Source organism: Prevotella amnii CRIS 21A-A, assembly GCF_000177355.1.
GTDB lineage: Bacteria > Bacteroidota > Bacteroidia > Bacteroidales > Bacteroidaceae > Prevotella > Prevotella amnii.
Map to the genome: position 1 here is coordinate 106,565 of NZ_ADFQ01000051.1, position 24,476 is coordinate 131,040.

General features: G+C 35.7%; 17 protein-coding genes. 11 read left to right on the forward strand and 6 right to left on the reverse strand.

Annotated features, from left to right (window positions below):
- Window positions 1-25 precede the first annotated feature (25 nt).
- Entirely contained in the window at window positions 26-1,069 is a 1,044-nt protein-coding gene (locus tag HMPREF9018_RS04665; protein WP_008448768.1) for an asparaginase, read from the forward strand.
- A 106-nt stretch (window positions 1,070-1,175) separates the two neighbouring features.
- Here HMPREF9018_RS04665 and HMPREF9018_RS04670 read toward each other — a convergent pair whose 3' ends face one another.
- A complete protein-coding gene (locus HMPREF9018_RS04670) occupies window positions 1,176-3,332 on the reverse strand; it encodes an elongation factor G (protein ID WP_008448772.1) in 2,157 nt (718 codons plus the stop codon).
- 216 nt (window positions 3,333-3,548) lie between these two features.
- Between HMPREF9018_RS04670 and hemW the strand changes: the two genes are divergently transcribed.
- The 8 genes from hemW to HMPREF9018_RS04710 all read left to right on the forward strand — a co-directional run bounded on the left by hemW (window position 3,549) and on the right by HMPREF9018_RS04710 (window position 14,384).
- Window positions 3,549-4,694, forward strand: coding sequence for a radical SAM family heme chaperone HemW (hemW, locus tag HMPREF9018_RS04675; RefSeq protein WP_008448715.1), 1,146 nt, complete (start codon window positions 3,549-3,551; stop codon window positions 4,692-4,694).
- Window positions 4,695-4,728: 34 nt separating this feature from the next.
- Window positions 4,729-5,061, forward strand: a complete 333-nt coding sequence (locus tag HMPREF9018_RS04680; RefSeq protein WP_008448752.1) for a hypothetical protein — start codon at window positions 4,729-4,731, stop codon at window positions 5,059-5,061.
- A gap of 194 nt (window positions 5,062-5,255) precedes the next feature.
- Window positions 5,256-5,642, forward strand: coding sequence for a DUF1573 domain-containing protein (locus tag HMPREF9018_RS04685; RefSeq protein WP_008448698.1), 387 nt, complete (start codon window positions 5,256-5,258; stop codon window positions 5,640-5,642).
- Window positions 5,643-6,336: 694 nt separating this feature from the next.
- The gene (locus HMPREF9018_RS04690) at window positions 6,337-9,447 is read left to right on the forward strand and encodes a SusC/RagA family TonB-linked outer membrane protein (RefSeq protein ID WP_008448812.1); all 3,111 of its coding nucleotides are present in this window, start codon (window positions 6,337-6,339) and stop codon (window positions 9,445-9,447) included.
- A 30-nt stretch (window positions 9,448-9,477) separates the two neighbouring features.
- Entirely contained in the window at window positions 9,478-11,034 is a 1,557-nt protein-coding gene (locus tag HMPREF9018_RS04695; protein WP_039864398.1) for a SusD/RagB family nutrient-binding outer membrane lipoprotein, read from the forward strand.
- A 35-nt stretch (window positions 11,035-11,069) separates the two neighbouring features.
- Entirely contained in the window at window positions 11,070-12,170 is a 1,101-nt protein-coding gene (locus HMPREF9018_RS04700) for a glycoside hydrolase family 18 (RefSeq protein ID WP_008448690.1), read from the forward strand.
- A 19-nt stretch (window positions 12,171-12,189) separates the two neighbouring features.
- Window positions 12,190-13,359: a DUF1735 and LamG domain-containing protein gene (locus HMPREF9018_RS04705; RefSeq protein ID WP_008448697.1), complete on the forward strand. Its 1,170-nt coding sequence runs from the start codon at window positions 12,190-12,192 to the stop codon at window positions 13,357-13,359.
- 20 nt (window positions 13,360-13,379) lie between these two features.
- Window positions 13,380-14,384, forward strand: coding sequence for a DUF1735 domain-containing protein (locus HMPREF9018_RS04710; protein WP_008448730.1), 1,005 nt, complete (start codon window positions 13,380-13,382; stop codon window positions 14,382-14,384).
- Between the two features lie 167 nt (window positions 14,385-14,551).
- On the opposite strand, the gene HMPREF9018_RS04715 is transcribed toward HMPREF9018_RS04710, so the two are convergent.
- The gene (locus HMPREF9018_RS04715; protein WP_008448754.1) at window positions 14,552-16,078 is read right to left on the reverse strand and encodes an alpha-L-fucosidase; all 1,527 of its coding nucleotides are present in this window, start codon (window positions 16,076-16,078) and stop codon (window positions 14,552-14,554) included.
- A 104-nt stretch (window positions 16,079-16,182) separates the two neighbouring features.
- On the opposite strand from HMPREF9018_RS04715, the gene HMPREF9018_RS04720 reads away from it, so the two are divergent.
- Both HMPREF9018_RS04720 and HMPREF9018_RS04725 read left to right on the forward strand, forming a co-directional pair.
- Window positions 16,183-17,454 (forward strand): MFS transporter, encoded by a 1,272-nt coding sequence (locus HMPREF9018_RS04720; protein ID WP_008448875.1) that lies wholly within the window; start codon window positions 16,183-16,185, stop codon window positions 17,452-17,454.
- A 40-nt stretch (window positions 17,455-17,494) separates the two neighbouring features.
- Window positions 17,495-19,132 (forward strand): beta-N-acetylhexosaminidase, encoded by a 1,638-nt coding sequence (locus HMPREF9018_RS04725; RefSeq protein WP_008448870.1) that lies wholly within the window; start codon window positions 17,495-17,497, stop codon window positions 19,130-19,132.
- 18 nt (window positions 19,133-19,150) lie between these two features.
- Here HMPREF9018_RS04725 and HMPREF9018_RS04730 read toward each other — a convergent pair whose 3' ends face one another.
- The 4 genes from HMPREF9018_RS04730 to HMPREF9018_RS04745 form a co-directional block, all read right to left on the reverse strand.
- On the reverse strand, window positions 19,151-19,837 hold the full coding sequence (locus HMPREF9018_RS04730) for a tetratricopeptide repeat protein (RefSeq protein ID WP_008448723.1): 687 nt from the start codon (window positions 19,835-19,837) through the stop codon (window positions 19,151-19,153).
- A 99-nt stretch (window positions 19,838-19,936) separates the two neighbouring features.
- Window positions 19,937-21,904 (reverse strand): NAD(+) synthase, encoded by a 1,968-nt coding sequence (locus HMPREF9018_RS04735; RefSeq protein WP_008448727.1) that lies wholly within the window; start codon window positions 21,902-21,904, stop codon window positions 19,937-19,939.
- A 32-nt stretch (window positions 21,905-21,936) separates the two neighbouring features.
- On the reverse strand, window positions 21,937-23,163 hold the full coding sequence (locus HMPREF9018_RS04740; protein ID WP_008448584.1) for a DUF2027 domain-containing protein: 1,227 nt from the start codon (window positions 23,161-23,163) through the stop codon (window positions 21,937-21,939).
- 32 nt (window positions 23,164-23,195) lie between these two features.
- On the reverse strand, window positions 23,196-24,467 hold the full coding sequence (locus HMPREF9018_RS04745) for an S-adenosylmethionine:tRNA ribosyltransferase-isomerase (RefSeq protein WP_008448657.1): 1,272 nt from the start codon (window positions 24,465-24,467) through the stop codon (window positions 23,196-23,198).
- Window positions 24,468-24,476: the final 9 nt, after the last annotated feature.

A 24,476-nucleotide genomic window follows, 5' to 3' on the forward strand; every position in this document is an offset into this window, starting at 1 on the left:
TTTTGCAGAAACAAACTATAAGATTATGCAAAGGACAAATAAAGTATTACTAATCTACACTGGTGGAACGATAGGAATGGGAATGAACCCAAAAACTGGAGCTTTAGAGCCACTCGACTTTAACCATCTGGTAGAAAACTTACCTGAATTTGAGCAAATATCTACTGACATTGATACCTATCAATTTGTCCCCGTCATAGACTCTTCTGATATGAATCCTGCTTTTTGGGGGAAATTGGTAAGTATTATTGCTACAAAATATGAAATGTATGATGGCTTTGTTATCTTGCATGGTACAGATACAATGTCATACACAGCATCTGCACTTTCATATATGTTTGAAAATCTTACCAAACCTATCATTCTAACAGGCTCACAATTGCCTATAGGACAATTAAGAACTGATGGAAAAGAAAACCTCATGACAAGTATAGAGCTTGCATCTTCTTATTATCCTAATGGCAGACCTATAGTGCCAGAGGTAGCTATATACTTTAGTGGGCATCTTCTTCGTGGCAACAGATCTACCAAGCAAAATGCTGAAGAATTTAATGCTTTCAATTCTTTTAATTATCCACACCTATGTGAAGCAGGAGTAAAATTTAAATTCAACACACATAATATTCTTACCCCTGATTACGACCTACCTATGTCGCCACATACCACATTAGATAATAATGTTATTATTCTGTCTTTATTTCCTGGTATAAAAGAAGGTATTTTCGATCATATTCTTGACTTACCTTGCCTTCATGGTATAGTAATGAGATCTTATGGAAGTGGTAATGCTCCACAACAGCCATGGTTAATAAAACTTTTTAAAAAAGCTACAGCAAGAGGTGTTACTATAGTTAATATCAGTCAATGTATTAGCGGGCAGGTAGAGATGAGTCGTTATGATACTGGCTATCAGCTAAAAGATGCAGGCGTAATAAGTGGTTATGATAGTACTGTGGAAGCAGCTTTGACAAAACTAATGTTTTTATATGCAACATGTACCGATACAGAAACAATAAGAGCATATATGAACAAGTCGATAGCAGGAGAAATTACAATACCTTCACTTTAAGAATAAAATATTCTTTTCCATTTTTATATAAGGGTTGGATTACCATTAAAAGAATCCAACCCTTTTTATAATTATTTTTTAAGTTATAATATTAATGATATTTGTCTTATTCTTCCGACTCTTCTTTTGCATGAGCTGAAATTAAACGTTCCTGAATGTCATTAGGAACAAGCTCGTAACTGGAGAATTTTGTAATAAAACTTGCACGCCCTCCTGTAATAGAACTTAACGTGGTGCTATAAGAAGACAACTCCTTTAAAGGTATCTTTGCTTGCAATTTCTGATAGCCAGCCTCCGAATCCATTCCCATAATGAGAGCACGGCGACTTTGAAGATCGCTCATAACATCACCAAGATAATCGTCAGGAACAAACACTTCTAAATCGTTTATAGGCTCTAAGATCTTAGGTCCTGCACATTTAAAGGCATCTGAAAAGGCATGTTTAGCAGCTAATGTAAATGAAAGCTCATTAGAATCAACAGGGTGCATCTTGCCATCATATACTACAACGCGAACATCGCGCGCATAGCTACCTGTTAAAGGACCTTTTTCCATACAGTCCATAACACCTTTTAATATCGCAGGCATAAAGCGAGTATCAATAGCACCACCTACAACAGAATTGATAAAGACAAGTTTTCCTCCCCAAGGTAAAGTCTTTTCTTCTTTACTTTTTATATTAAGCTTAAACTCTTGCCCGTCAAACTTATAACCCGTTGGCTCTGGCATACCTTCAGCATAAGGCTCTATTATTAAATGAACCTCACCAAACTGCCCTGCTCCACCACTTTGCTTCTTGTGCCTATATTCAGCCTTAGCCTGCTTAGTTATCGTTTCACGATAAGGAATGCGTGGCTCCTTATAATCGACATGCAGCTTCTCATTATTTTCTAATCGCCACTTTAACGTGCGTAGATGAAATTCTCCTTGCCCATGTACTATAACCTGTCGCAGCTCCTTGCTCTGCTCTACTACCCATGTAGGATCTTCTTGATGCATCTTTACCAAAGCTGCCATAAGCTTCTCTGTGTCGGAAGAGTTTTTAGCTTCTATGGCACGAGAGTATTTAGAGTTAGGATACTTAATAAAATCGAAACGATAATCACAGCCCTTACCATTTAAGGTGTTACCTGTCTTAACATCTTTCAGCTTTACAGTACAACCTATATCTCCAGCATTTAGCTTATCTACCGCAACACGATTAGCTCCAGCACAAACATATATCTGACCTAAACGCTCTTTAGAACCACGATCAGCATTTATTAAATCGTCGCCAGCTTTAACACTTCCACTCATAACTTTAAAATAAGACACCTCGCCAATATGAGGTTCCATACCTGTTTTAAAGAAATAAATAGAGGTGGCATTAGCCGAATTAGGCTGCACTTCCTCGCCTCGTGTGTTGTGAATCTTAGGCATCTCATCTACAAAAGGTACCACGTTGCCTAAAAACTCCATAAGTCTTCTTACACCCATATCCTTACCTGCACATACACAAAAAACAGGGAAGATAGAACGTGTTACCAGCCCCTTGCGAATACCTGTGCGAAGATCGTCCTCTGAAAGCTGTTCTTCTTCAAAGAATTTTTCCATTAAATGTTCATCATTCTCTGCAGCTGCTTCTACTAAGATCTTGTGCAGTTCTAATGCCTTGTCCAGCTCCTCTTTAGGAATATCATCTATAGTAGGTTCGCCACCTTCAGCCTTCCAAGTATATCTCTTCATAGTAAGCACATCAATAAGACTATTAAAATTATCTCCAGTCTCTATTGGATACTGTATTTGTACACACTTTGAGCCATAAATATCACGCATAGTAGTAATAATATTATCAAAGTTGCACTTATCAGAATCTAAGTGATTAATCAAAAATATTACGGGCTTTTTTAGCTTCTCTGTATAACGGAAGATATTTTGCGTACCCACCTCAGGGCCATACTGCCCATTAATGAGAATAACAGCTTCGTCGGTTACGTTTAAAGCTGTTATAGCACCACCAATAAAATCGTCGCTACCCGGACAGTCTATTATATTTAGTTTCTTATTATTCCATTCCGCATGAAGTATCGTAGGAAACACAGAGTATCCATACTCTTGCTCTACAGGAAAATAATCGCTAACAGTATTTTTGCCCTCTATTGTGCCACGCCGCTTAATAACAGAAGCCTCAAATAACATACTCTCGGCAAGTGTAGTCTTGCCGCTACCCGCACTGCCAACAAGAGCAATGTTTTTAATTTCGTTTGTTTGATAAATACGCATAAAAGATTGGTTTAAGTAGTTAGTAAAATGTTAAATTATCAGGTTTTATATATAAAATCTACATATTGTAAATCTAAAATATACCCGCCGTCTAAATTATACATTTTACATGAAAGAACCAAAAAATAAAAGAAATAAATAATAAAAATTTAATGCAATTTAGTAAATTTGCAAAAACACTTACTTTATTACATACTATATATAGAAAAGAAATAAATGACAGGGCTTTATATCCATATACCTTTTTGTGAGAGCAGATGTATATATTGTGGCTTCTATTCCTCACTTACACAGAATGTCAACAAGATAGAACATGGTAAAACAATAAGGCAAAGATATATTAATGCTGTATGTAAAGAAATGAGTAAGCACAAGGCAATACTAAATACTATTTATTTAGGTGGTGGCACACCATCGCAACTATCACCTGAAGAGCTTAATCAGATATTTAACCAAATAAATAAAACTTTCTTACAACAACCAGAAGTACGCCCCTCGCTGCCAAAAGAAATTACCATAGAATGTAATCCTGAAGATGTTACCCCGAATTTTGTACAGGCTCTTAGCACCTTGCCTGTAAACAGAATATCTATGGGAGTGCAAACTTTTAATGATGAAAGATTAAAATTTATTCACCGAAGGCATAGTTCTAACAAAATATTAGAAGCTGTCAGGTTGTTAAGAAATATAGGAATAAATAATATCTCTATAGATCTTATGTTTGGATTTCCTAAGCAAACGCAAGAAGAATGGATAGATGATATCAAGAAAGCTATATCTCTTAACGTAGAACATATATCTGCTTATAGCTTGATGTACGAAGAAGGTACACCGCTTTATGCTATGCTGAAACACCATAAGATAACACAAATAGGAGAAGAACAATATAGAAATATGTACGAAGAGCTTATAGACAGGTTAGAAATAGCTGGGTACGAGCAATATGAAATAAGCAACTTTGCAAAACATGGTTTTCGCTCTCTACACAATAGCTCTTATTGGCATAATGTACCATATATTGGTGTTGGAGCTGCTGCCCATTCATATAACCTTAGATGCCGGCGCTGGAACTATGCCGACATTAATAAATATGTTAATGCCATAGAGCATGACTATCATGCTTATGAAGAGGAAATTATAGATGATAATACTCATTATAACGACTCTATCGTAACTGCTTTACGTACTAAAGAGGGGCTAAATATAGATGGCTTTGATGAAAAATATAAAACATATTTCTTAACAAACGCTGCCCCATATATAGAAAATGGTAATATGGGAAAACATGATAATAACTATTTTATAACTCGAAAAGGATTATATATAAGTGATGCTATAATGACTGACCTTATTATGGTATGAGATAAGAGAATACTACCTTTAAAAAATAAAGATAATGACAAGAGAAGAATTTGAAAAGCTTTGGGAAGAAAACAAAGAGCATATACGCCTAAATAGTGAAGAGTATCAGGCTGTTAAGAAGTCTTATTATAGCTGGGGTTTAATAGATTACGCCTTGCTTATTGGAGGTTTTGTAATATGCGAAACACTATTTAATAAAATAATAAAATCCATTATATTACAATATCTGCTTGCTGTAATAGGAATGATAATTATCTGGGTATTATGGAGGTTTTTAAAATCGAGATTTACTAATAGCAAAACATTAGAAGATATAGACGCTGAACTAAAAGAAAGATATAAAAAAACTTTGCATTATAGCGATTGATATAAACAGATATAATAATATTATTATCAGTATGTTAATAATTAAAAATAAGTAAAGATTTAAGTCTTTAAGTACACTTTTCTACTAATTAATGTAAAAATATTGCAGAGAACTAAACTTTATATATACTTTTGTATCATATTAAGAAGTAAAAGAGAGAAGTTTTATCAATCTATTAAGAAAGGAAAATAGAAATGAAGAAAATTGTCCTTATGATGCTATTTGCTGTCTTAGGTATCTCCGCAGCTATGGCACAACAAAATCAAGCTGAAATAAAGTTTGAAGAGCTTTCACATAACTTTGGAACTTTTGCTACAAGTGTTCCTATTCATAAAACCACTTTTAGGTTTACTAACGTAGGTACAGCTCCTTTAGTTATTAATCAGGTTGTTGCAAGCTGTGGTTGCACTATACCTAAATATGACAAACGCCCTATAGCTCCAGGTCAGAAAGGTACTATAGATGTTATTTATAATGGTAAAGACAGGTTCCCGGGTAAGTTTAAAAAGAGTATTACTGTACGTACCAATGGTAAAACTGAAATGGTTCGCCTTTATATAGAAGGCGTTATGAGAGACTAATATTTAAAGATTTGTTTAAGAATTACATTTTTAGGGCATAGCTTTTTTTAGCTATGTCCTTTTTTTTGTAGCCAAGAAAGTATAGCTTTAATAACCTTTTCAAAAAAGATGCACACTAAAAAAGCCAACCTGCGCTATTTTTTTAAGAAGCTATATGTTATTTTTATGTTTATAAAAGGCTGCTCTTTATATGTAAAAAGATTAGGCAACAGGAGGAAAAATAAATTATTTTTGTTTTATTTTTAATTTATTTTTATGAGTAAAATAAATTAAAAATGTTTTTCGTTCCATGTTTTTTATTTATTAAGAAGTAAGGTATTAATCTTTAAAGCGTGTTGTTTTATATGCAAAAGCTCATTTTTACTCGAGCTTTAACTATCTAATGCTAAAGAGCAAGTTTGCATAAGATGAATATACTTTTATTTATTCTATACGCTCTATATATAAATAGGTAGAAGTATATGTTAGAGATTAAAAAACATTTATTTTTGTTATATTTTGAGTTTTCTTTTTAATATCATTTCTACAAACAAAAAATATGTATTAAATTTGCCACTGAAATAATAACTAAAAATCTCCCATAAGAAGGAGGCTTAATTACTAAGATGGTATCAGAGGGCTGTCTTAATGAAAAAAGTAAAACGGCCTGAAATATCATAACGTAAATAATTCTATTAATAAAATTTTTATACTAATGCAAAAAGGTAAGATCCTTCCAGTTAGTGTGTTTCTATCATGTTGTAGCTTAACAGCGTTTGCAAGTAATGTTGTGGGTGTATCCAGCGTTGCTAAAGCAAATTATGTTAGTACGGTTATAAATGGTAGAGGTTCACATGTTTCAGAAAGCCTAAAGGCTCTTGGTGTTAACACTAAAGTAAAAGTTGCTGGTAGTGTAGTTGATGAGAAAGGCGATCCTATTATAGGCGCCTCTATCCGCGTGAAAGGTACTCAGACAGGTACTCAAACCGACATTGACGGTAAGTATGTTCTCCACATTCCAGCCAATTCTACGCTGATAGTTAGCTATATTGGGTATAAGACTCAGGAGATAGCTGTTAATGGTGCTACTACGCTTAACATAAAGCTTGCTCCTGAAGCAACAGCTATAGATGAGGTAGTAGTAACTGCTCTTGGTATTAAGCGTTCGGAAAAAGCTCTTTCGTACAATGTGCAGAAAGTGGGTGGTGATAAGGTTACCAATGTAAAGAGTACTAACTTTATGAACTCTCTTTCAGGAAAGGTAGCAGGTGTTAATATCAATGCTTCTTCTGCTGGTATGGGTGGTGCTACTCGTGTGGTAATGCGTGGTCCTAAGAGTATTACTAAAAGCAATCAGGCTTTATATGTAATAGATGGTGTGCCTGTTACTAACACAAGCAATGGTGCTATAGATGGTGGTTTCTATGCTTCACAGCCTGGTAGCGAGGGTATAGCAGACATCAACCCTGAAGATATCGAATCGATAAGCGTTCTTTCTGGCCCTGCTGCTGCTGCTCTATATGGTTCTGCTGCTGCTCAAGGTGTTATCATGATTACTACTAAAAAAGGTAAGAAAGGAAAGGTTAAGGTTACTATAAGTAACAGCTCTCAGTTTGCTAATCCTTTCGTAATGCCAGAGTTCCAAAACAAGTATATCAATGCTCCTGAAGATAACAGGTCATGGGGTGCTGCTACAGGTTCTCCTTATGGCAATTACGAGCCTAAAAAGTTTTTTAATACAGGTGCTAATATCCAGAACAACGTTTCTTTAACGGCTGGTACTGAAAAGAATCAGACATACCTTTCTCTTGGTACAACAAATGCTAAAGGTATAATCCCTAACAACAAGTACGACCGTTATAACTTTACATTCCGTAATACTACTTCTATGCTGAATGATAAGTTGACCGTTGATTTCAATTTTAATTATGTTCGTGAGGTAGACCGCAACTTAATGGCTCAAGGTCAGTATTTCAACCCTCTAACCTCTGTTTATCTTTTCCCACGAGGTGAGAGCTTTGATGCTATTCGCACATTTGAGCTTTACGATCCTTCGCGTGGTATACACGTTCAGAACTGGGGTTATGGTGATGCTTTAAGCATGCAGAACCCTTATTGGGTGGCTAACAGAATGGTTAGACAGAACAAGCGCAATCGTTATATGGTAAGCGGTAACGTTAAATATAAGATAACAAACTATTTAGATGTTACTGGCCGTTTACGTTGGGACGATGCTAAGACTTTCCAAGATGATAAGCGTTATGCTTCTACCACTACTTTGTTTGCTCATTCTAAATATGGCTACTATGGCTATGATAACGTAGATGACAACTCTATCTATGGAGACTTAATGCTCAACATTAACAAAACATTGGGCAATTATAGCATTGGTGCTAACATTGGTACTTCTTTCTCTCGTACAGCTTACTCTGTATCAGGATTTCAAGGAGGACTAAAGGCACCTTCTAATATCTTTACTCCTCATGCTATAGATTATGGCAAACCTACAAACGACAACCGCCCTATATATTATGGTAACAAGCATCGTATCAACTCTATATTTGCTAACGTTGAGCTTGGCTGGAAGAGTATGCTATATATGACGCTTACAGGTAGAAACGATTGGGACTCTGCTTTAGACAATACAGACAATCCTTCTTTCTTCTACCCTTCTGTAGGTATGCCGGCAGTAATATCACAAATGGCTAAAATGCCAGAATTTATTAACTATATGAAGGTACGTGCTTCATGGGCATCAGTAGGTTCGGCTATTTCGCCTAATATCACATCTCCTTGGCGATATGGCTATAATCCAGCTTCACAGTCGTATGCTACTGTAACTTATAAGTTCCCAAACAACTTTAAGCCAGAGCGAACAAACTCTTGGGAGGCAGGTCTTACAGCCCGATTCTTTAATAACAACCTTACATTAGACTTAACCTTATACCAGTCTAACACAATGAATCAAACCTTCTTGCGTCCTATTACAGGTGGTGAAGGTTATACTAACGAGTATGTGCAGACAGGTAATGTGCGCAATCGTGGTATAGAGCTTTCTTTAGGCTATAACCATAAGTGGGGCAACTTTACATGGAACTCTAATGTTACTTACAGTGCTAACCAAAACAAGATTATCGACTTGCTTGAAGATCCTAAAGAAACTATCAGACAAGGTGGCTTAAAGGGTGCCGAGGTAATACTTAAAAAAGGTGGTACTATGGGAGATATCTACATGACTACCGACTTTAAGCGCGATGCCGATGGCAATATAGCTGTGCAAGACGGCAATATAGCTCAGGTTAACCTTACTAACCCTTCTTACAGAGGGTCAGTGCTTCCAAAGGGTAATATTGGTTTCTCTAACGATTTCACTTACAAAGGGTTTAACCTTGGCTTCGTTATTACAGCCCGCTTAGGAGGTATAGTAATGTCTCAAACACAGGCTATAATGGACTCTTACGGTGTTTCTAAACGCACAGAGATAGCAAGAGATAACGGAGGCATATCTGTTAATAATGGTGTTATCAGCGCACAAAACTATTATAGCATTGTAGGTGGCGACAACCCTATATGGTCTGAATATATTTATAGTGCTACAAATGCTCGCATTCAAGAGCTTCATGCTTCTTACACCTTCCCTCGTAAGTGGTTAGGTGGCGCAGAGCTAACTCTTGGTATAAACGCTAACAACCTATTAATGCTTTACAATAAAGCTCCTTTCGACCCTGAATCTACAGCCTCTACAGGAACATATTACCAAGGCTTCGACTACTTTATGCAGCCAAGTCTGCGTTCTTTAGGCTTTAATATTAAACTACAATTCTAAAACAATCTTGTATCCTAATAAATAATTAAAATGAACAAGAATTACATAAAAAGAAGTATTGTACCATGTATAATGGCTTCTACTATGATTTATACGTTATCTTCATGCACAGAAGGCTTCCAAGAAGAGAACCGTCCGGGAGAATGTCTATCTTCAGAAGAGCTTAACAGAGATAACTATACAACCTCATCTTTTATTGTGCAAATGGAAAACGAGTCGTTCCCAGAACAGGAAAATACCTATCAGATGAATCAAGACTTAATAGGTAACACCTTAGGACGCTTTTTTACATACGCTAATAACAGTTTTGCAGAGAAAAACTTTGCTAAATTTAATGCTCCTGACGGCTGGGTAAGCTATCCTTATAAAGACTCTCAACCTAAAACAGTATCTGCTTTTAAAGCAATAGCACGCCTTACTAACAAGCAAGGGGTAATGTATGCTTTAGCTTTGATTATGCGTGCAGCTAACTTCTTACGTCTTACAGATATGTACGGACCTCTTCAGATAGGAGCAGTTAAGGACAATCCTAATGCTTACTCATCTCAAGAAGATGTATACAAATCGCTTATAAAAGACCTTGATGAGGCTACCAGCATTATAAAACCTTTATTACTTATAAAGCCTAACCTCACTGTGGCAGAAGAATATGATAAGGTGTATAAAGGCAACTGTGCTAAGTGGGAAAAATATGCTAACTCTTTAAAGCTACGTATGGCTATACGTATGCGCTTTGTAGCTCCTGAACTTGCTAAAAAGATAGGCGAACAAGCTGTAAAAGATGGGGTTATTACTAAAAATGAAGACAACTGTACCATAGAATACTCACCTAACGGATTATATAAAACATCTGTAGAATGGGGTGATACACGTGCTGCTGCCGACATAGAGAGCTATATGACTGGATATAAAGATCCTCGACTTATGAAATATTTTAATGCTACTGCTACACAAGGCGCACGCCCTGTTATAGGCTGTCGTGTAGGTGCTAAGATAGGTAACAAAGCTGTGGCTGTTAAGCTATACTCTTCTGCTAACGTAACAAAAGATACTCGTGGCGTATGGCTTTCTGCTTCAGAGATGGCTTTCTGCCGCGCTGAGGGAGCATTAGCTAACTGGGCTGGCATGGGAGGCTCTGTAGAGGAGCTTTATAACGAAGCTATTCGCCTATCATTTGAGCAGTGGGGAGCTAAAGGTGCTGACGATTATATCAATAACAACACCTTAAAGCAAGCCGACTATGTAGACGCTGCAGGAGGCTATGGTGCTAATGCCAGTGCTGTAAGCACTATTACCATTAAATGGAACAATAACGCTACTGAAGAAGAAAAGATGGAACGCTTAATAACACAGAAATGGATAGCTCTTTATCCTGACGGGCAAGAAGGCTGGTGCGAGCTTCGCAGAACTGGATATCCTAAGGTGTTCCCAGTAGCACAGTCTACAGGCTCTACCCTACAGGTGCCTAACCGCATACCTTTTGCACATGATGAAATTACCCAAAACAAAAACAATTACGAAAAAGCCGTAAAAATGCTTCGTGGAGGACAAGACAACTATGAAGCTAAAATGTGGTGGCAAAAATAATATATTGTGAAATTAAATAGATTGAAAATAAAAAGATGAAAAATTTATTCAAGACAATATTACTCACAGCTATAACCACTACAGCCTTTACAGCATGTAGTGACTGGACTGAGACAGAACCTAAAAACCCTACTGATCTTACAACCACTAACAGAAGTGAGGCTTATTATGCTCAGCTACGCAAATATAAAGCTACCGATCATGAGGTATCTTTTGGGTGGTTTGGTAACTGGACAGGTAGCGGTGCGTCGTTAGAAAATTCGCTTGCAGGACTTCCAGATAGTACAGACTTCGTTTCTCTATGGGGTAACTGGAAAAATCCTTCTGCTGCCCAGCTAAAGGATCTTCGTTATGTACAAGAGAAAAAAGGAACAAAGGCTCTTATATGCTTCTTAGTGTTTGACATTGGCGACCAGATAACGCCAGAAATTCCTGAAGATAAGCGCAAGGCAGGCATGACCTTTAAGCAGTGGAGACATGAGTTTTGGGGCTGGAAAAATGACGAGGCTTCACAGTTAGAAGCTACAAAGAAGTATGCTAACGCTATATGCGACACCATTTATAAATATAACTACGATGGTTTCGATATAGATGCAGAGCCAAGCTATGCACAGCCCTTTGCTACTGATCGTGAGCTTTGGACAAACCCAAAGATAATGACTACCTTTGTAGAAACTTTAGCTAAACGCATAGGTCCTAAATCGGGTACAAAGAAGATGTTAGTAGTAGATGGAGAGCCTCACGCATTCCTTGCTTCTTTAGGTAGCTATTTCGACTATTTTATCCTACAGGCATACGGTAATAGCTCTAATTCGGGATTAGATAGCAGAGTATCTTCACAAATAGGACATTTTAAAGGAACTCTTAAAGTGGAAGAGATTGCTAAAAAAATTATAGTATGTGAGAACTTTGAACGCTACGCAAGCTCAGGTGGTGTGACTTTTAGAGCCCCTCATGGTAAAACAATGCCATCTCTATGGGGTTTTGCACAATGGGAGCCTACCTACGATGGTAAGACTTATAGAAAAGGTGGTGTAGGTACTTTCCACATGGAGTATGAGTATGGACCTAAAAACTCTATTACTTACCCATATTTGCGCAAAGCTATTAATATAATGAACCCTATTATTAAATAACGATTAATAAGAAAAGAAAATGAAAAATTATCTACCAAAATACGTTTTAGGTGGCTTAATAATGGGCACTGTGGCTTTTTCTTCTTGCAATAATGCAGAATATTCTGAATTGACACATCAAGCATATATAGCACAGACAGCCACAAGTGGTAATTCTTCTACAAAGATAACATTAGGACAGAAAGCTGTTACACAAAACATCAGTGTGCGCCTTTCAGACATAGCTCAGCAAAACAGCTCTTTCGAGCTAACTCCTGACCCTGAAGCTCTAAACGCTTTTAACAAGCATAACGAGACAAGCTACACCTTTTTACCAGAAGGTAGTTATAGCTTATCGGCTTCTGAAATTACCGTGGGCAAAGGGAAAGTTACTTCACAACCAGCTATCCTTACCATAAAACCACTTTCAAAGGCTTTAAAAGATAGCGGAAAGAAGTATGCTATAGCGTTCAAGCTAAAGGCTAAAGATGGTGCTGAGCAGGTACTTACCTCTGGTAGCACTATGGTATATATTTTAGACCAAGTAGTATATCAGGCTGTTCCTACTATTAACAGCAGTAGCAACATTAAGCTAAACTTTAGAAAAGAGCTTTCACTTAAGGAGTGGACTCTCGAGATGAACGTAAACATCAGCATGCTTGGCACTCGTGTAGGCGAGCTTAACAACCAGACCCTCTTTGGCTGCTGGGCACCAGCAGGTAAAGACGGAGAGATATATACACGTTTCGGAGATGCTCCTATAGAGGGTAATCGCTTACAGGTAAAGACACAAGGTACACAGATGAATAGCAATATGCTCTTTAAGTCTAACACATGGTACCACTTAGCCTTTGTATGTCAAGGGACAAAGTTATATCTATATGTTAACGGCACATTAGACAACTCTATGGACTTACCCGGTAAGGTAGTATATCTTAGTGATCATGCACAGTTTGGTAATCAGGATTATCTTAAAGCAAATGTTATGGTTAGCGAACTTCGTTTATGGACTAAAGCACGTTCTAAATCGGAAATTGCTAATAATATGTACTCTTGCGACCCAACAAGTCCTGGCTTAGAGGCTTACTGGAAACTAAACGAAGGAGAGGGACAAGAGTTTAAAGATGCTACAGGGCATGGTAAACCTGCTACTGTTCCTACTGCTATAACATGGACTAAAGATGTTCGTATAGATGGACATAATAACTAATAACCTATAAAAAATATCTCATGAAACTATTTTCAAAAACAACAATATTAGTAGCCACTGCCCTAATGCCTTTCTTAGTATCGTGCCAAAGCGAACCAGAAGTGGGAAGCGGGTTATATCCTGAAGAGAAAGAAGACTATTCGGCTATAGCTTTCATAGACAATCTTGGCAAGGAAAGCTATATCAACTTTACCCAAATAGTAGGTACTAAGATGTTAGAAGTACCTAAAGAGGACCTAAAGTTTAAAGTTCGCCTAACAGCAACAGCAGATAAAGACCTTACTTTTAATATTAAGGTAGATAACAGTAAGCTCGCTACAAAGAAAGGTGTTACTTCTTTAGGTGAAGATGCGGTAAACTTCTCGACAAAGACCGTTACAATAAAGCAAGGTGAAACCTCGTCTAAAGATGTTGTTATAACACTTAACAAAACATCAAAATCGCTGCTCGACATGCAGAAAGATGGACGTATAGCATTCACTATAGTGCCTAATGACGGTACAAGGATAAGTAAGCAATATAATCATTATGTATGGAACGTTACTAAAGAGCAAAGCTATATTAACTCTGCCGGAACTTTAGATGGTAAAACATTAATACCTGTAACTGACTATACCATACCTAACGAATATTATGGTACTGATTATATACAAAATGAAAATGGCTTATTTAAAGATGGGTCTATATATCTATTCCTCAGTTATGGGTATGGCATGCTTAAAGTAAAATTAGCAAAAGAACAAGAGGTTGCAGGCTTTGAGTATATTTTACCACTAACAATACAAGGACAAAATGTAGCAAACTTTGTACCTTCTCGTCTCGAAATCTATGGTGGCACAGACGAAAATAAGATGGAAAAATTAGGAGTAGCTACTTTAAAGAAGAAACCTACTACCGAAAACGAAGTTTGGTCTATTGTTTTTGTAAAACCTATTAAACTTAAGTACTTACACATTGATACTATAGAACGCTTTGATAAAGTAAAAGAAAATTCCTTTCTTAACGGTTTCAAGCTCTATAAATAAAGTATTATTTGTAAATGAAGACGTTATTATAGCATAGAGCTAATATAAAAGAAAACCTCCTTAGAGCAAATTTTAGACGACTCTAAGGAGGTTTTTTATATAATTAAAACTACTATATATAGTAGTTTTGCCACTTACAAAATAATGCGCTTAAGAAGAAAAATGGTTTATTCCATATATAAGCCAAACTCTGATAAATATACCTTACCACGTGTTTGCTTGATAACAAGTCGTATTTCTTGAGCAGTTACGGTGTTAAAACGCAAAAGACGCTTATAACCAATAGTAGTGCCTTCTGCCACTTTTTCCCAGCTACCTCCTACTCTTCTTGCCTCAACGACAAACGATTCTACACGTTGCCCCTTGCTAATATCTTCCTGTAAAGCACAAACATTAAACGTAATAGGCGACTTTAAATAATAGGTAAGCACTTTGTTTTTAGCCTTATTTTCATTATCAGCTAAAACAGAAGAAGTTTCATAACGTCCATCTATGCTTGGTTTAAGAGCCTTAAAAGCCTTTACTCTGTTTTTATCTATATACCTGGCTAACAAATTAGTCTTAAAGATATTATCTATATTTTCCTTAAAAGACTTTAAAGACTTTACGTCTTCAGCAGAAAGGCGTCCTTCCTTATTAGGAGGAATATTAAGCAAGAGCACACCATTACGCCCTACCGATGAAAAATAAATGTCGGTTAGCTCTTTTGACGATTTTACCTTATTGTCTTCAGCCTTATGATAAAACCAACCAGGACGTATAGATACATCTATTTCAGCAGGATACCACGCCAAAACCTTTGCTTTTAATATCTTACTCCTACTACCTATATCGTCGCCTACCATATCGCCTTCAGGGGGTAAAAGCTCTGTCTGCTGCGAATGTTTAGCTATTAATGTAGGGTCGAGGTTGTCTTTAGGCACTACGCTCCATTCTGTTTCACGTCCACGCCCCGTCTCTGTACCTACCCAACGCACATCTGGACCCATTACAGCAATGACAGCTTGTGGCTGTAGCTTGCGTATAAGCTTATACCAACGTACAAAATCATATTTCTGCTTCTTACCATTAGGACCCTCTCCATTAGCCCCATCAAACCACACTTCGCTAACAGGACCATACTGGGTAAGCAGCTCTTCAAGCTGTTTTATAAAGTAATCATTATAGGCTTTGCCCTGCCCATATAGCAGAGAGTTACGATCCCATGGTGAGAGATATACACCAAAACCTACTCCATACTTCTTACACGCATTGCTAACCTCGCGCACAACATCGCCCTTTCCTTGTTTCCATGGCGAGCTTTTTACGCTATAATCGGTATAAGCACTTGGCCAAAGACAAAAGCCATCATGATGCTTACAGGTAAGAATAACACTCTTAAAACCTGCATCTCGCAAGGTCTTAACCCACTGCTCTGCATCAATCTCAGTGGGACAGAACAGGCTCGGACTATCTTTGCCATCTCCCCACTCCTTATTAGTAAATGTATTCATTCCAAAATGAATAAAAGCAGTTAGCTCCTGACGCTGCCATAAATACTGCCTCAACGAAGGCACAACATTAGCAGCCTTAGAGATAATAGAAGAAGGTGTGTCTTGAGGCGATATAACTACCATGTTTTGCCCTTTAACATAAACAGGCAATGATGATAAGCATAAGGGTAACACACCAGAGATAATAGATTTTAATATCATAATAGGTTTTATTTTATATATATACAAAAGTAAAAAAAATATCGTACCTTTGCAACAACTTTTGTAAAAATATAATCAACTAATAACCTAAAAACAAAAAAACAATGGGTCAGATCACTTCTGAAAGAAAAAAAACGAGTCCTATAACTTGGGTACCTACTCTTTATTTTGCCATGGGTATACCATTTGTTGTACTTAACATGGTATGCACCTTAATGTATAAAGGTATGGGGGTATCTGATACTAAGATAGCTTATTGGACCTCTTTAATCATGCTTCCATGGACATTAAAGCCCATCTGGAGCCCATTTCTTGAAATTTACAAAACAAAAAAATTTTTTGTTGTCACTACACAGCTGCTTTCAGGTATCATGTTTGCATTGATAGCTTTTGCCTTAGGTGCATCTTCTTTTTTTGCTATTACCATTGCCATGCTTGCAGTGGTAGCATTAAGCGGTGCTACTCATGATATAGCAGCCGATGGCACTTATATCTCTGTGCTTTCAAAAGAGGAACAAGCACGTTGGATAGGCTGGCAAGGAGCATTTTATAATATAGCAAAGATAGCAGCCACAGGTGGTTTGGTATATCTTGCAGGCATATTTATTAAGATGTTTGGTGTTGCTAAAGCGTGGATGATAATAATGCTCATTATTGGAATTATTATGATAGCTTTAAGCATTTATCACTACGCTTTCTTACCTAAAGAAGAGAAAACAAATAAGAAAATAACTACTTTTAAACAAACTTTAAACGAACTGTTATTCTTTTTTAAAGAGTTTTTTCAGAAAAAGCATATATGGTATTATATTATCTTTATTATTCTCTATCGGTTTGCAGAAGGGTTTGCTATAAAGATAGTTCCTCTTTTTTTAAAAGCATCTACTACTGTAGGTGGATTAGGGTTGAGCGAAAAAGAAATAGGCTTATGTTATGGCACTTTTGGGGCAGCAGCTTTTGTTATAGGAAGTATCCTCGGAGGAAACTATATTGCTAAACGAGGACTTAAAAAAAGCCTTTTCTCTTTAGCATTGATTTTTAACATACCTTTTGTAGCTTATACCTTATTAGCCGTATATCAGCCCTCTGACATTTGGATAATAGGGTGCGGTATAGTTATGGAATACTTCGGTTACGGCTTTGGCTTTGTGGGTCTTACACTGTTTATGATGCAACAAATAGCTCCGGGTAAACACAAAATGGCACATTATGCCTTTGCAAGTGGTATAATGAACCTTGGCGTGATGCTTCCAGGTATGCTTAGTGGTGTAATAAGTGATGCAATAGGTTATAAACACTTCTTTATCTTCGTGCTATTCTGTACCATTCCTGCACTGCTCATTACATGGTTTGTACCTTTTACTTACGAAGATTAATATCTACTGAAAATCTTTTATATATTTAATTTACAAAAATATGACAAAAAAAATATTACTATCCTTAGTACTAAGCCTTTTTGTGGCAACAGGTTTTGCTACAGATGCGTCTTATGATGTAATACCTCTACCACAAAGTATTGTAATGGTAAAGGGAAAATCCTTTATTCTAAATAGCAACACCACTATTTTTTGCTCTTCTAAAGACGATTTAATGCAAAAAAATGCATATTTTCTGTCTTGTTATATAGCAGACCTAACAGGATTAAAACTCAAAGTATCTGACATTAAACCAAAGAAAGGTAACTACATAGAATTATTATTAAACAACAAAAACATAAAAGGCGAAGAGGCGTACACTATAAATATTAATAATAAAAATATTAAAATTAGTGGTTTTACATCAGCAGGAGTTTTTTACGGTGTACAAACATTAAGGAAATCGCTCCCTATATGCAATGCTATTAATAATCCTATCGTATTACCAGCAGCAGAAATTAAAGATGCACCTCGATTTAAATACAGAGGAATGATGTTAGATTGCTCTCGTCATTTCTTCTCTATAGATTTCATTAAGAAATTTATTGATCTCATAGCCCTACATAACATGAACACCTTTCATTGGCATCTTAACGATGATCAGGGATGGCGCATAGAGATAAAAAAATATCCTAAGCTCGTAGAAATAGGGTCTGTACGCACAGGCACCGTGATGGGACGTAATAGCGATGTAGATGATAGTATTAAGTATGGTGGCTATTACACGCAAGAGCAATGCCGTGAGATAGTGGAATATGCACGTCAGCGTCATATCACTGTTATACCTGAAATAGATATGCCTGGACACATGAAAGCTGCGCTTGCATCATATCCTAACCTTGGGTGTACTGGCGGTCCATATAAAGTGGGACACAACTGGGGAGTATATTATGATGTTTTATGTATAGGCAATGAAGATACATTTAAGTTTGTAGAAGGTGTTCTTGATGAGGTAATAGATATTTTCCCTTCGAGGTATATTCATATAGGAGGAGATGAAACTCCAACAAAACGCTGGAGCGAATGTTCAAAGTGTGAAAAAATTATGCAAAAGGAAGGTCTTCCTATTAATAAATTACAAGCTTATTTTACCAATCGTATAGAAAAATATCTTAACAGTAAAGGAAGATCTATAATAGGTTGGGACGAAATACTTGATGGAGATATTAACAAAAGTGCAACAATAATGAGTTGGCGTGGTATTGAGCCTGGCGAAAAAGGAGCTAAAATGGGACATGATGTTATTATGTCGCCCACCTCACATTGTTATTTCGACTACGCTCAAACAAAAGAACAATATTCTGAACCTTTAACACAGGTGCACTCCTTAGATGTAGAGCAAGTATACAGTCTCGATCCTGCTCCTAAAACAATGTCAGAAGAAAGTAAAAAGCATATTTTAGGTGTACAAGCAAACCTTTGGACAGAATACATTAGCAATCCAAATCTTGCCACTTATATGCTTCTTCCACGTATGGCAGCACTCTCAGAGGTGCAATGGACGAGTCCTGAGCAAAAAGACTTTAAACAATTTAAGATTCGTGCTACTCGCCTTTCAAAGCTATACGACAAATACGGCTATATATATGCTTTACATCTATGGCAAGAAAGATATAAGCATAATAGGGAAAACTGGTAAGAAGAGGTCGAATACATATTATATTTTATTTTTCAGCTTATCTAAAAAAGGCTTTATATCACAGAAAGAAGCTCCTAATTTTTTAAGCAAGTCAACATCTCGTTTGGCTTGCTTATATTTTTTTTGTTTAATATATACCTCTATACGTTGAATAATATAATCAATATTATTAACATCTCTTATAATAGCCTGAGTATAATCGTATTCTGCTAATGTAAGAAGTCCTCTTTCTTTCTCTATTCCTGCTCTAACAGCATAGGCTATAGCACTATCAGGAGCCTGCTCTATTAAGCTATTAATACCGTCCATAGCCTCAGTGTAATGCTTATCCTTCTCGTTTAATAAAACCAAACCTAATTGTGCTTCAAAATGTCCTGGAGCCAACTTTAAAAGGTTATTATAATCTTGTCGTGCAAAGCCATACCTACCTAAACGCTCATTAGCATAAGCACGAAAAAACAACGCTCCAATATTATTAGGATTATGAGCAAGAATTATATCATAATCATCTTTAGCCGAACTCCATTTTTCAAGCAATAAATACCATGAAGCACGCTTTAAACGCAAATCTACTGAAGCAACATTCTCCTCTAACCTATGCGTTGCTACTAATAAAGAGTCGCGTAAAGGGTTTACTTGAGCACTTACATTATAGCCCTCTAATAACACGATTATCACTAAAAAGACTTTTTTTATATTTACCATATACCTTTTTTAATGTGAATATTTATGTCTTATAAATGTAGCAAATATAGTGTTAATAGTCTATACTTTACTCTTATTATTAATATTAATAATTAAAACTTAGCTCTCTATATTCTCGAGATCTCGTATCCATTCAGAGCACATAGCATCGGAAGGCATTCTCCAATCGCCTCTTGGAGAAAGGCTTACACTTCCCACCTTAGGGCCATCAGGCAGACAAGAACGTTTAAACTGTTGTGAAAAGAAGCGTTTATAAAATATACGAAGCCAATGAAGAATAATACCATCAGCATATTCTCCTTTAAAAGCTTGCTGTGCTAACCAAAAGATCTTTTTCGGACGAAAGCCAAATCTTAACATATAATATAAAAAGAAATCATGCAGCTCATAAGGTCCAACAAGATCTTCTGTCTTTTGTATAATATTACCATTTTTATCCGCCGGAGTTAGCTCTGGTGATATTGGAGTATTTATAATATCATTAAGTGTACACTTAGTAACCTCTTCTGTACTATCTTTTGCTATATAATATACTAAATGCTTTATCAATGTTTTAGGAATACCTATATTTACTGCATACATACTCATATGATCACCATTATAAGTACACCACCCAAGAGCTAATTCGCTCAAATCTCCTGTACCTATAACAATCCCTCCCGCTTGATTGCTTATATCCATTAATATTTGTGTACGTTCGCGAGCCTGCGAATTTTCATATGTAGTATTATGCAAATTTATATCATGCTCTATATCAGCAAAATGTTGCTTAACAGATTCTGAAATGTTTATTTCACGAATAGTTATATCTAATTTTTGCATTAATGTAATAGCATTGCTATATGTGCGGTCTGTAGTTCCAAAGCCTGGCATAGTAACACCTATGATACCTTTACGATTATATCCTAACTTGTCAAAGGCAAGAGATGCAACAAGTAAAGCTAAGGTAGAATCTAATCCTCCACTCACTCCTATAACTACTGTTTTACAATTAATATGTAATAAGCGTTTGGCCAAACCACATACTTGGATATTTAGTATCTCTTCACAATGCTCACGAAGCTCTTCTCCTTTAGGTATAAAAGGATACTTATATACAGAACGAGTAAGAATAAACTCTCGCTGGATAGATGGTGGTATACAAGTGGGGATATTGCTTAAAATAGCTTGATTATTAGCTCTCAGACGCTGCATCATAGTGGGACGTTGAGCATTAACAAAAGTAGTATTAGCTCTACGCTCTATACGCAACCTATCAATATCTATTTCTGAGATAATAATCTGTGCTTCCACTTCAAAACGTTTAGCTTCTGCTAATAACTTACCATTCTCATATATTAAAGCATTGCCTCCATAAACTACGTCCTGTGTGCTTTCTCCAAAACCACAGCTACTATATACATAACCACAAATAGTTCGTGCACTTTGTTGAGCAACTAAAGTTTTAAGATAATTATGCTTGCCTATAAGATCATCACTTGCTGAAAGATTAAAAATAAGTTCCGCCCCTGCCAATGTTAACTGATTACTTGGTGGAAGAGGAGACCATAAGTCTTCACAGATTTCTATGCCAAACCTAACCCCTTGAGAAGTAGAAAACAGCTGAATATCTGTAGAAATATCCATCTTATCACCTACATAATAAATACTTTGCAGCTGCAAATCTTGCGAAGAAGCAAACCAACGTTTTTCATAAAATTCACCATAATTAGGTAAATAAGTCTTTGGAACAATACCCAACAATTTGCCATGCTGTATCACTAAAGCACAATTAAGCAAAACAGAGTTGACACAAATAGGTGCCCCTACTATGATAGTTATATCCAGTTGCCTTGTAAAATCTAATAGCTGTACTACTGCTATTTCTATATTATCAAGCAAAACCTGCTGTTGAAAAAGGTCTTGACACGAATATCCTGTAAGAGATAATTCTGGAAAAACAATTATTTCTACACCTTCTCCTTCTGCCTTTATAACTTGCTTCTCTATCTCTGATAGATTATACTGTATATCTGCTACTTTTACAGCAGGTATAGCTGATGCTACTTTTATAAATCCGTACTTCATAACACTTAGGTATAAGATAGAACAAATATTTCTTATTTTATAGTAACTTGCGTTGCCCCATAACCATATTCACGAAAGGACGCATCTTGATAAGAATAATGCTTATAACGATAGTTCAGCTCATGTAGTAAAGATTGTCGTAAAACACCCTCTCCCTTTCCATGAATGAATATTATTTTTTGACCTTTAATATTCTTATATTCTTCTAAGGTTTTACGAAAAAAATCTAATTGATATTCTAAAATATCAGCTGACGTCATTCCTTGAATGGTTTCTAAAAGAGAATCAGCATGTAAATCGATAATAATTTTATCTTCACGCATCAACTTCTTTACTTTCCTAATAGGCGAAATTGGAGATGTTTCTGTAAAATGCTTCTGCAAAGTTTCTAAATTATCCTTATTAACCGATTTTTGTATACGAGCAGGTTTACATACGGAATCTTTTCTTGTATCTACTTCCAAACAATATTTTTCAGGTTTAACAGTTACATTATATCTCTGCTTATCATCTAATACTAAATTACAAAGAATCGCTGGTTTATTAAAAAAAATATTTTCATGGAAGGAATTCTGGTTATAAAATTTTATTGCATCAAGTTTCAATTGAACATCATATACTGACTTTAATTCAAAATTTTTATCTTGTTTATATGCAATAAATTGCACATTCCCTCTTAATAAATTATTTAATTCTTCTTTTCCAAACTGTTCTAATATCATTTTTGTATTTGGCTCTACTTCACCATGAGCATGAAGAGTCCATTTATTATCACTTTCATTTGCTATTTGATAAGTAAATGTAATATAATAATTAGAATCATTAATTATATAAGATTCAAATCGAGTAGCAGAAAGATTATCCTTATCAATAGGAACATACGCAATATATACCGAAAGTTTATCTCCACCTATACGCTCTTGTACAGGAATCTTAAAACCTACAGAAGGATCTTCTTCAGGCTTAACATCAGCATCTATATTACGCCAATTATCTAAACTTTCTTCAGGATCTAAGGAAAGTTGCTGCTTAATACTTTTATTAGTTTTATTTGCATCAATATTTTTTTCTTTCTCTTCTATGCGGCTTAATGCTTTCTCTTCAGTATATGAATCTTCTATAACAATAACATCTTTTATATTTGTAGGTATTTGAAACCCATCTTCATCTTCTATTAATACTATATTCTTATTCTGGAAGCCAGCAATTATGCCTCCTCCTTTCTCATTAAGAAATCTTACTTTATCACCTTTTTTCATAAATAAAATCTTTTTTAAATTATAACATTTGTTTAAGGAATTAATAAAGAAGAGTCACCATAACTCAAAAATCGAAAATCATGATTAAGAGCATAATCATATATGTTACGCCAATCGCCCTTAACAAAAGCACTTACTAATAATATAAGTGTTGATTGAGGTTGATGAAAATTAGTTATAAGAGCTTTTACTATCTTATATGTATATCCAGGAGCGATAATAATCTGCGTACTTGAGTGAAGTGCTTGTAAATTATCTTTTTTTAAATAAAAAAGTATGTTCTCTATAGCCTTTCTTACTGTTATTGCCACACCTTTTATTATTACAAGTCCTTCTTCATTATGTGGTAAATCATAAGGTTCCCACTGCTTTATGTGCAAATCTGCTTCAGAAGCGTTAGGATTTTCTTCAAGATGTATACCCATATAATATAAACTTTCCAATGTTCTTACACTTGTTGTTCCAACAGCTATAGCAGAACAATCATGTAAAAGTAATTGCTCTAAAGTGTGTCGTTGCACTACAACATATTCAGAATGCATATTATGTCCTTCTATCTCTTCGCTTTTTACAGGTTTAAAAGTACCAGCTCCCACATGTAGTGTAAGTTCATCACGAACAATACCACATTCATCTATAGCTTTCAATACTTCTGGTGTAAAATGAAGGCCTGCAGTAGGCGCAGCTACTGATCCTTTTATTTTGGAATATACTGTTTGATAAGTTTCTTTATCGCTTTCCTCTGTATCACGGTTAAGATAAGGAGGTATTGGCAGTTCACCCACTATTTCTAATATTTCAGCAAATGATACATTTTCATTATCCCATGTAAAGTCTATCCAATGATTAGTTCCTCCTAAAGTGTTAAGAGTTTTTTCTTTATTTAACGAAGCTATTAATGTTAATTTTTCTCCTTTTATATCAAACTTACGCTTTAATTTACCATCCTTCCATTTTTTTAAATTACCTACCATACAAAGCCATGAACAATTATGAGTAGTTTGAAACATCAATTCATAGTCCACTGGATCAGCAGGTTCCAAAAGGAATATCTCTATTAAAGCCCCTGTTTCCTTGCGAAAATGGATACGTGCTTGAATAACCTTTGTGTTATTACAAACCATCAATCCTCCACTTGGTAGATATTTTGGTAAATTATAAAAAACGTCCTCTGTTATTTTACCTTGTTTATATAACAACAATTTACTATTATCACGTTTAGCTAAAGGATACTTAGCTATACGACTATCAGGTAAATGATAGTTATAATCGGAAATGCTAATATGTTTTGTTTCTTCTGACATAATAATATT

What these genes read in the sequence shown, in the direction of transcription:
- HMPREF9018_RS04665 (WP_008448768.1), top strand. Translation starts at nt 26, where the DNA reads ATGCAAAGGACAAATAAAGTATTACTAATCTACACTGGTGGAACGATA.
- HMPREF9018_RS04670 (WP_008448772.1), bottom strand. Translation starts at nt 3,332, where the DNA reads ATGCGTATTTATCAAACAAACGAAATTAAAAACATTGCTCTTGTTGGC.
- hemW (WP_008448715.1), top strand. Translation starts at nt 3,549, where the DNA reads ATGACAGGGCTTTATATCCATATACCTTTTTGTGAGAGCAGATGTATA.
- HMPREF9018_RS04680 (WP_008448752.1), top strand. Translation starts at nt 4,729, where the DNA reads ATGACAAGAGAAGAATTTGAAAAGCTTTGGGAAGAAAACAAAGAGCAT.
- HMPREF9018_RS04685 (WP_008448698.1), top strand. Translation starts at nt 5,256, where the DNA reads ATGAAGAAAATTGTCCTTATGATGCTATTTGCTGTCTTAGGTATCTCC.
- HMPREF9018_RS04690 (WP_008448812.1), top strand. Translation starts at nt 6,337, where the DNA reads ATGCAAAAAGGTAAGATCCTTCCAGTTAGTGTGTTTCTATCATGTTGT.
- HMPREF9018_RS04695 (WP_039864398.1), top strand. Translation starts at nt 9,478, where the DNA reads ATGAACAAGAATTACATAAAAAGAAGTATTGTACCATGTATAATGGCT.
- HMPREF9018_RS04700 (WP_008448690.1), top strand. Translation starts at nt 11,070, where the DNA reads ATGAAAAATTTATTCAAGACAATATTACTCACAGCTATAACCACTACA.
- HMPREF9018_RS04705 (WP_008448697.1), top strand. Translation starts at nt 12,190, where the DNA reads ATGAAAAATTATCTACCAAAATACGTTTTAGGTGGCTTAATAATGGGC.
- HMPREF9018_RS04710 (WP_008448730.1), top strand. Translation starts at nt 13,380, where the DNA reads ATGAAACTATTTTCAAAAACAACAATATTAGTAGCCACTGCCCTAATG.
- HMPREF9018_RS04715 (WP_008448754.1), bottom strand. Translation starts at nt 16,078, where the DNA reads ATGATATTAAAATCTATTATCTCTGGTGTGTTACCCTTATGCTTATCA.
- HMPREF9018_RS04720 (WP_008448875.1), top strand. Translation starts at nt 16,183, where the DNA reads ATGGGTCAGATCACTTCTGAAAGAAAAAAAACGAGTCCTATAACTTGG.
- HMPREF9018_RS04725 (WP_008448870.1), top strand. Translation starts at nt 17,495, where the DNA reads ATGACAAAAAAAATATTACTATCCTTAGTACTAAGCCTTTTTGTGGCA.
- HMPREF9018_RS04730 (WP_008448723.1), bottom strand. Translation starts at nt 19,837, where the DNA reads ATGGTAAATATAAAAAAAGTCTTTTTAGTGATAATCGTGTTATTAGAG.
- HMPREF9018_RS04735 (WP_008448727.1), bottom strand. Translation starts at nt 21,904, where the DNA reads ATGAAGTACGGATTTATAAAAGTAGCATCAGCTATACCTGCTGTAAAA.
- HMPREF9018_RS04740 (WP_008448584.1), bottom strand. Translation starts at nt 23,163, where the DNA reads ATGAAAAAAGGTGATAAAGTAAGATTTCTTAATGAGAAAGGAGGAGGC.
- HMPREF9018_RS04745 (WP_008448657.1), bottom strand. Translation starts at nt 24,467, where the DNA reads ATGTCAGAAGAAACAAAACATATTAGCATTTCCGATTATAACTATCAT.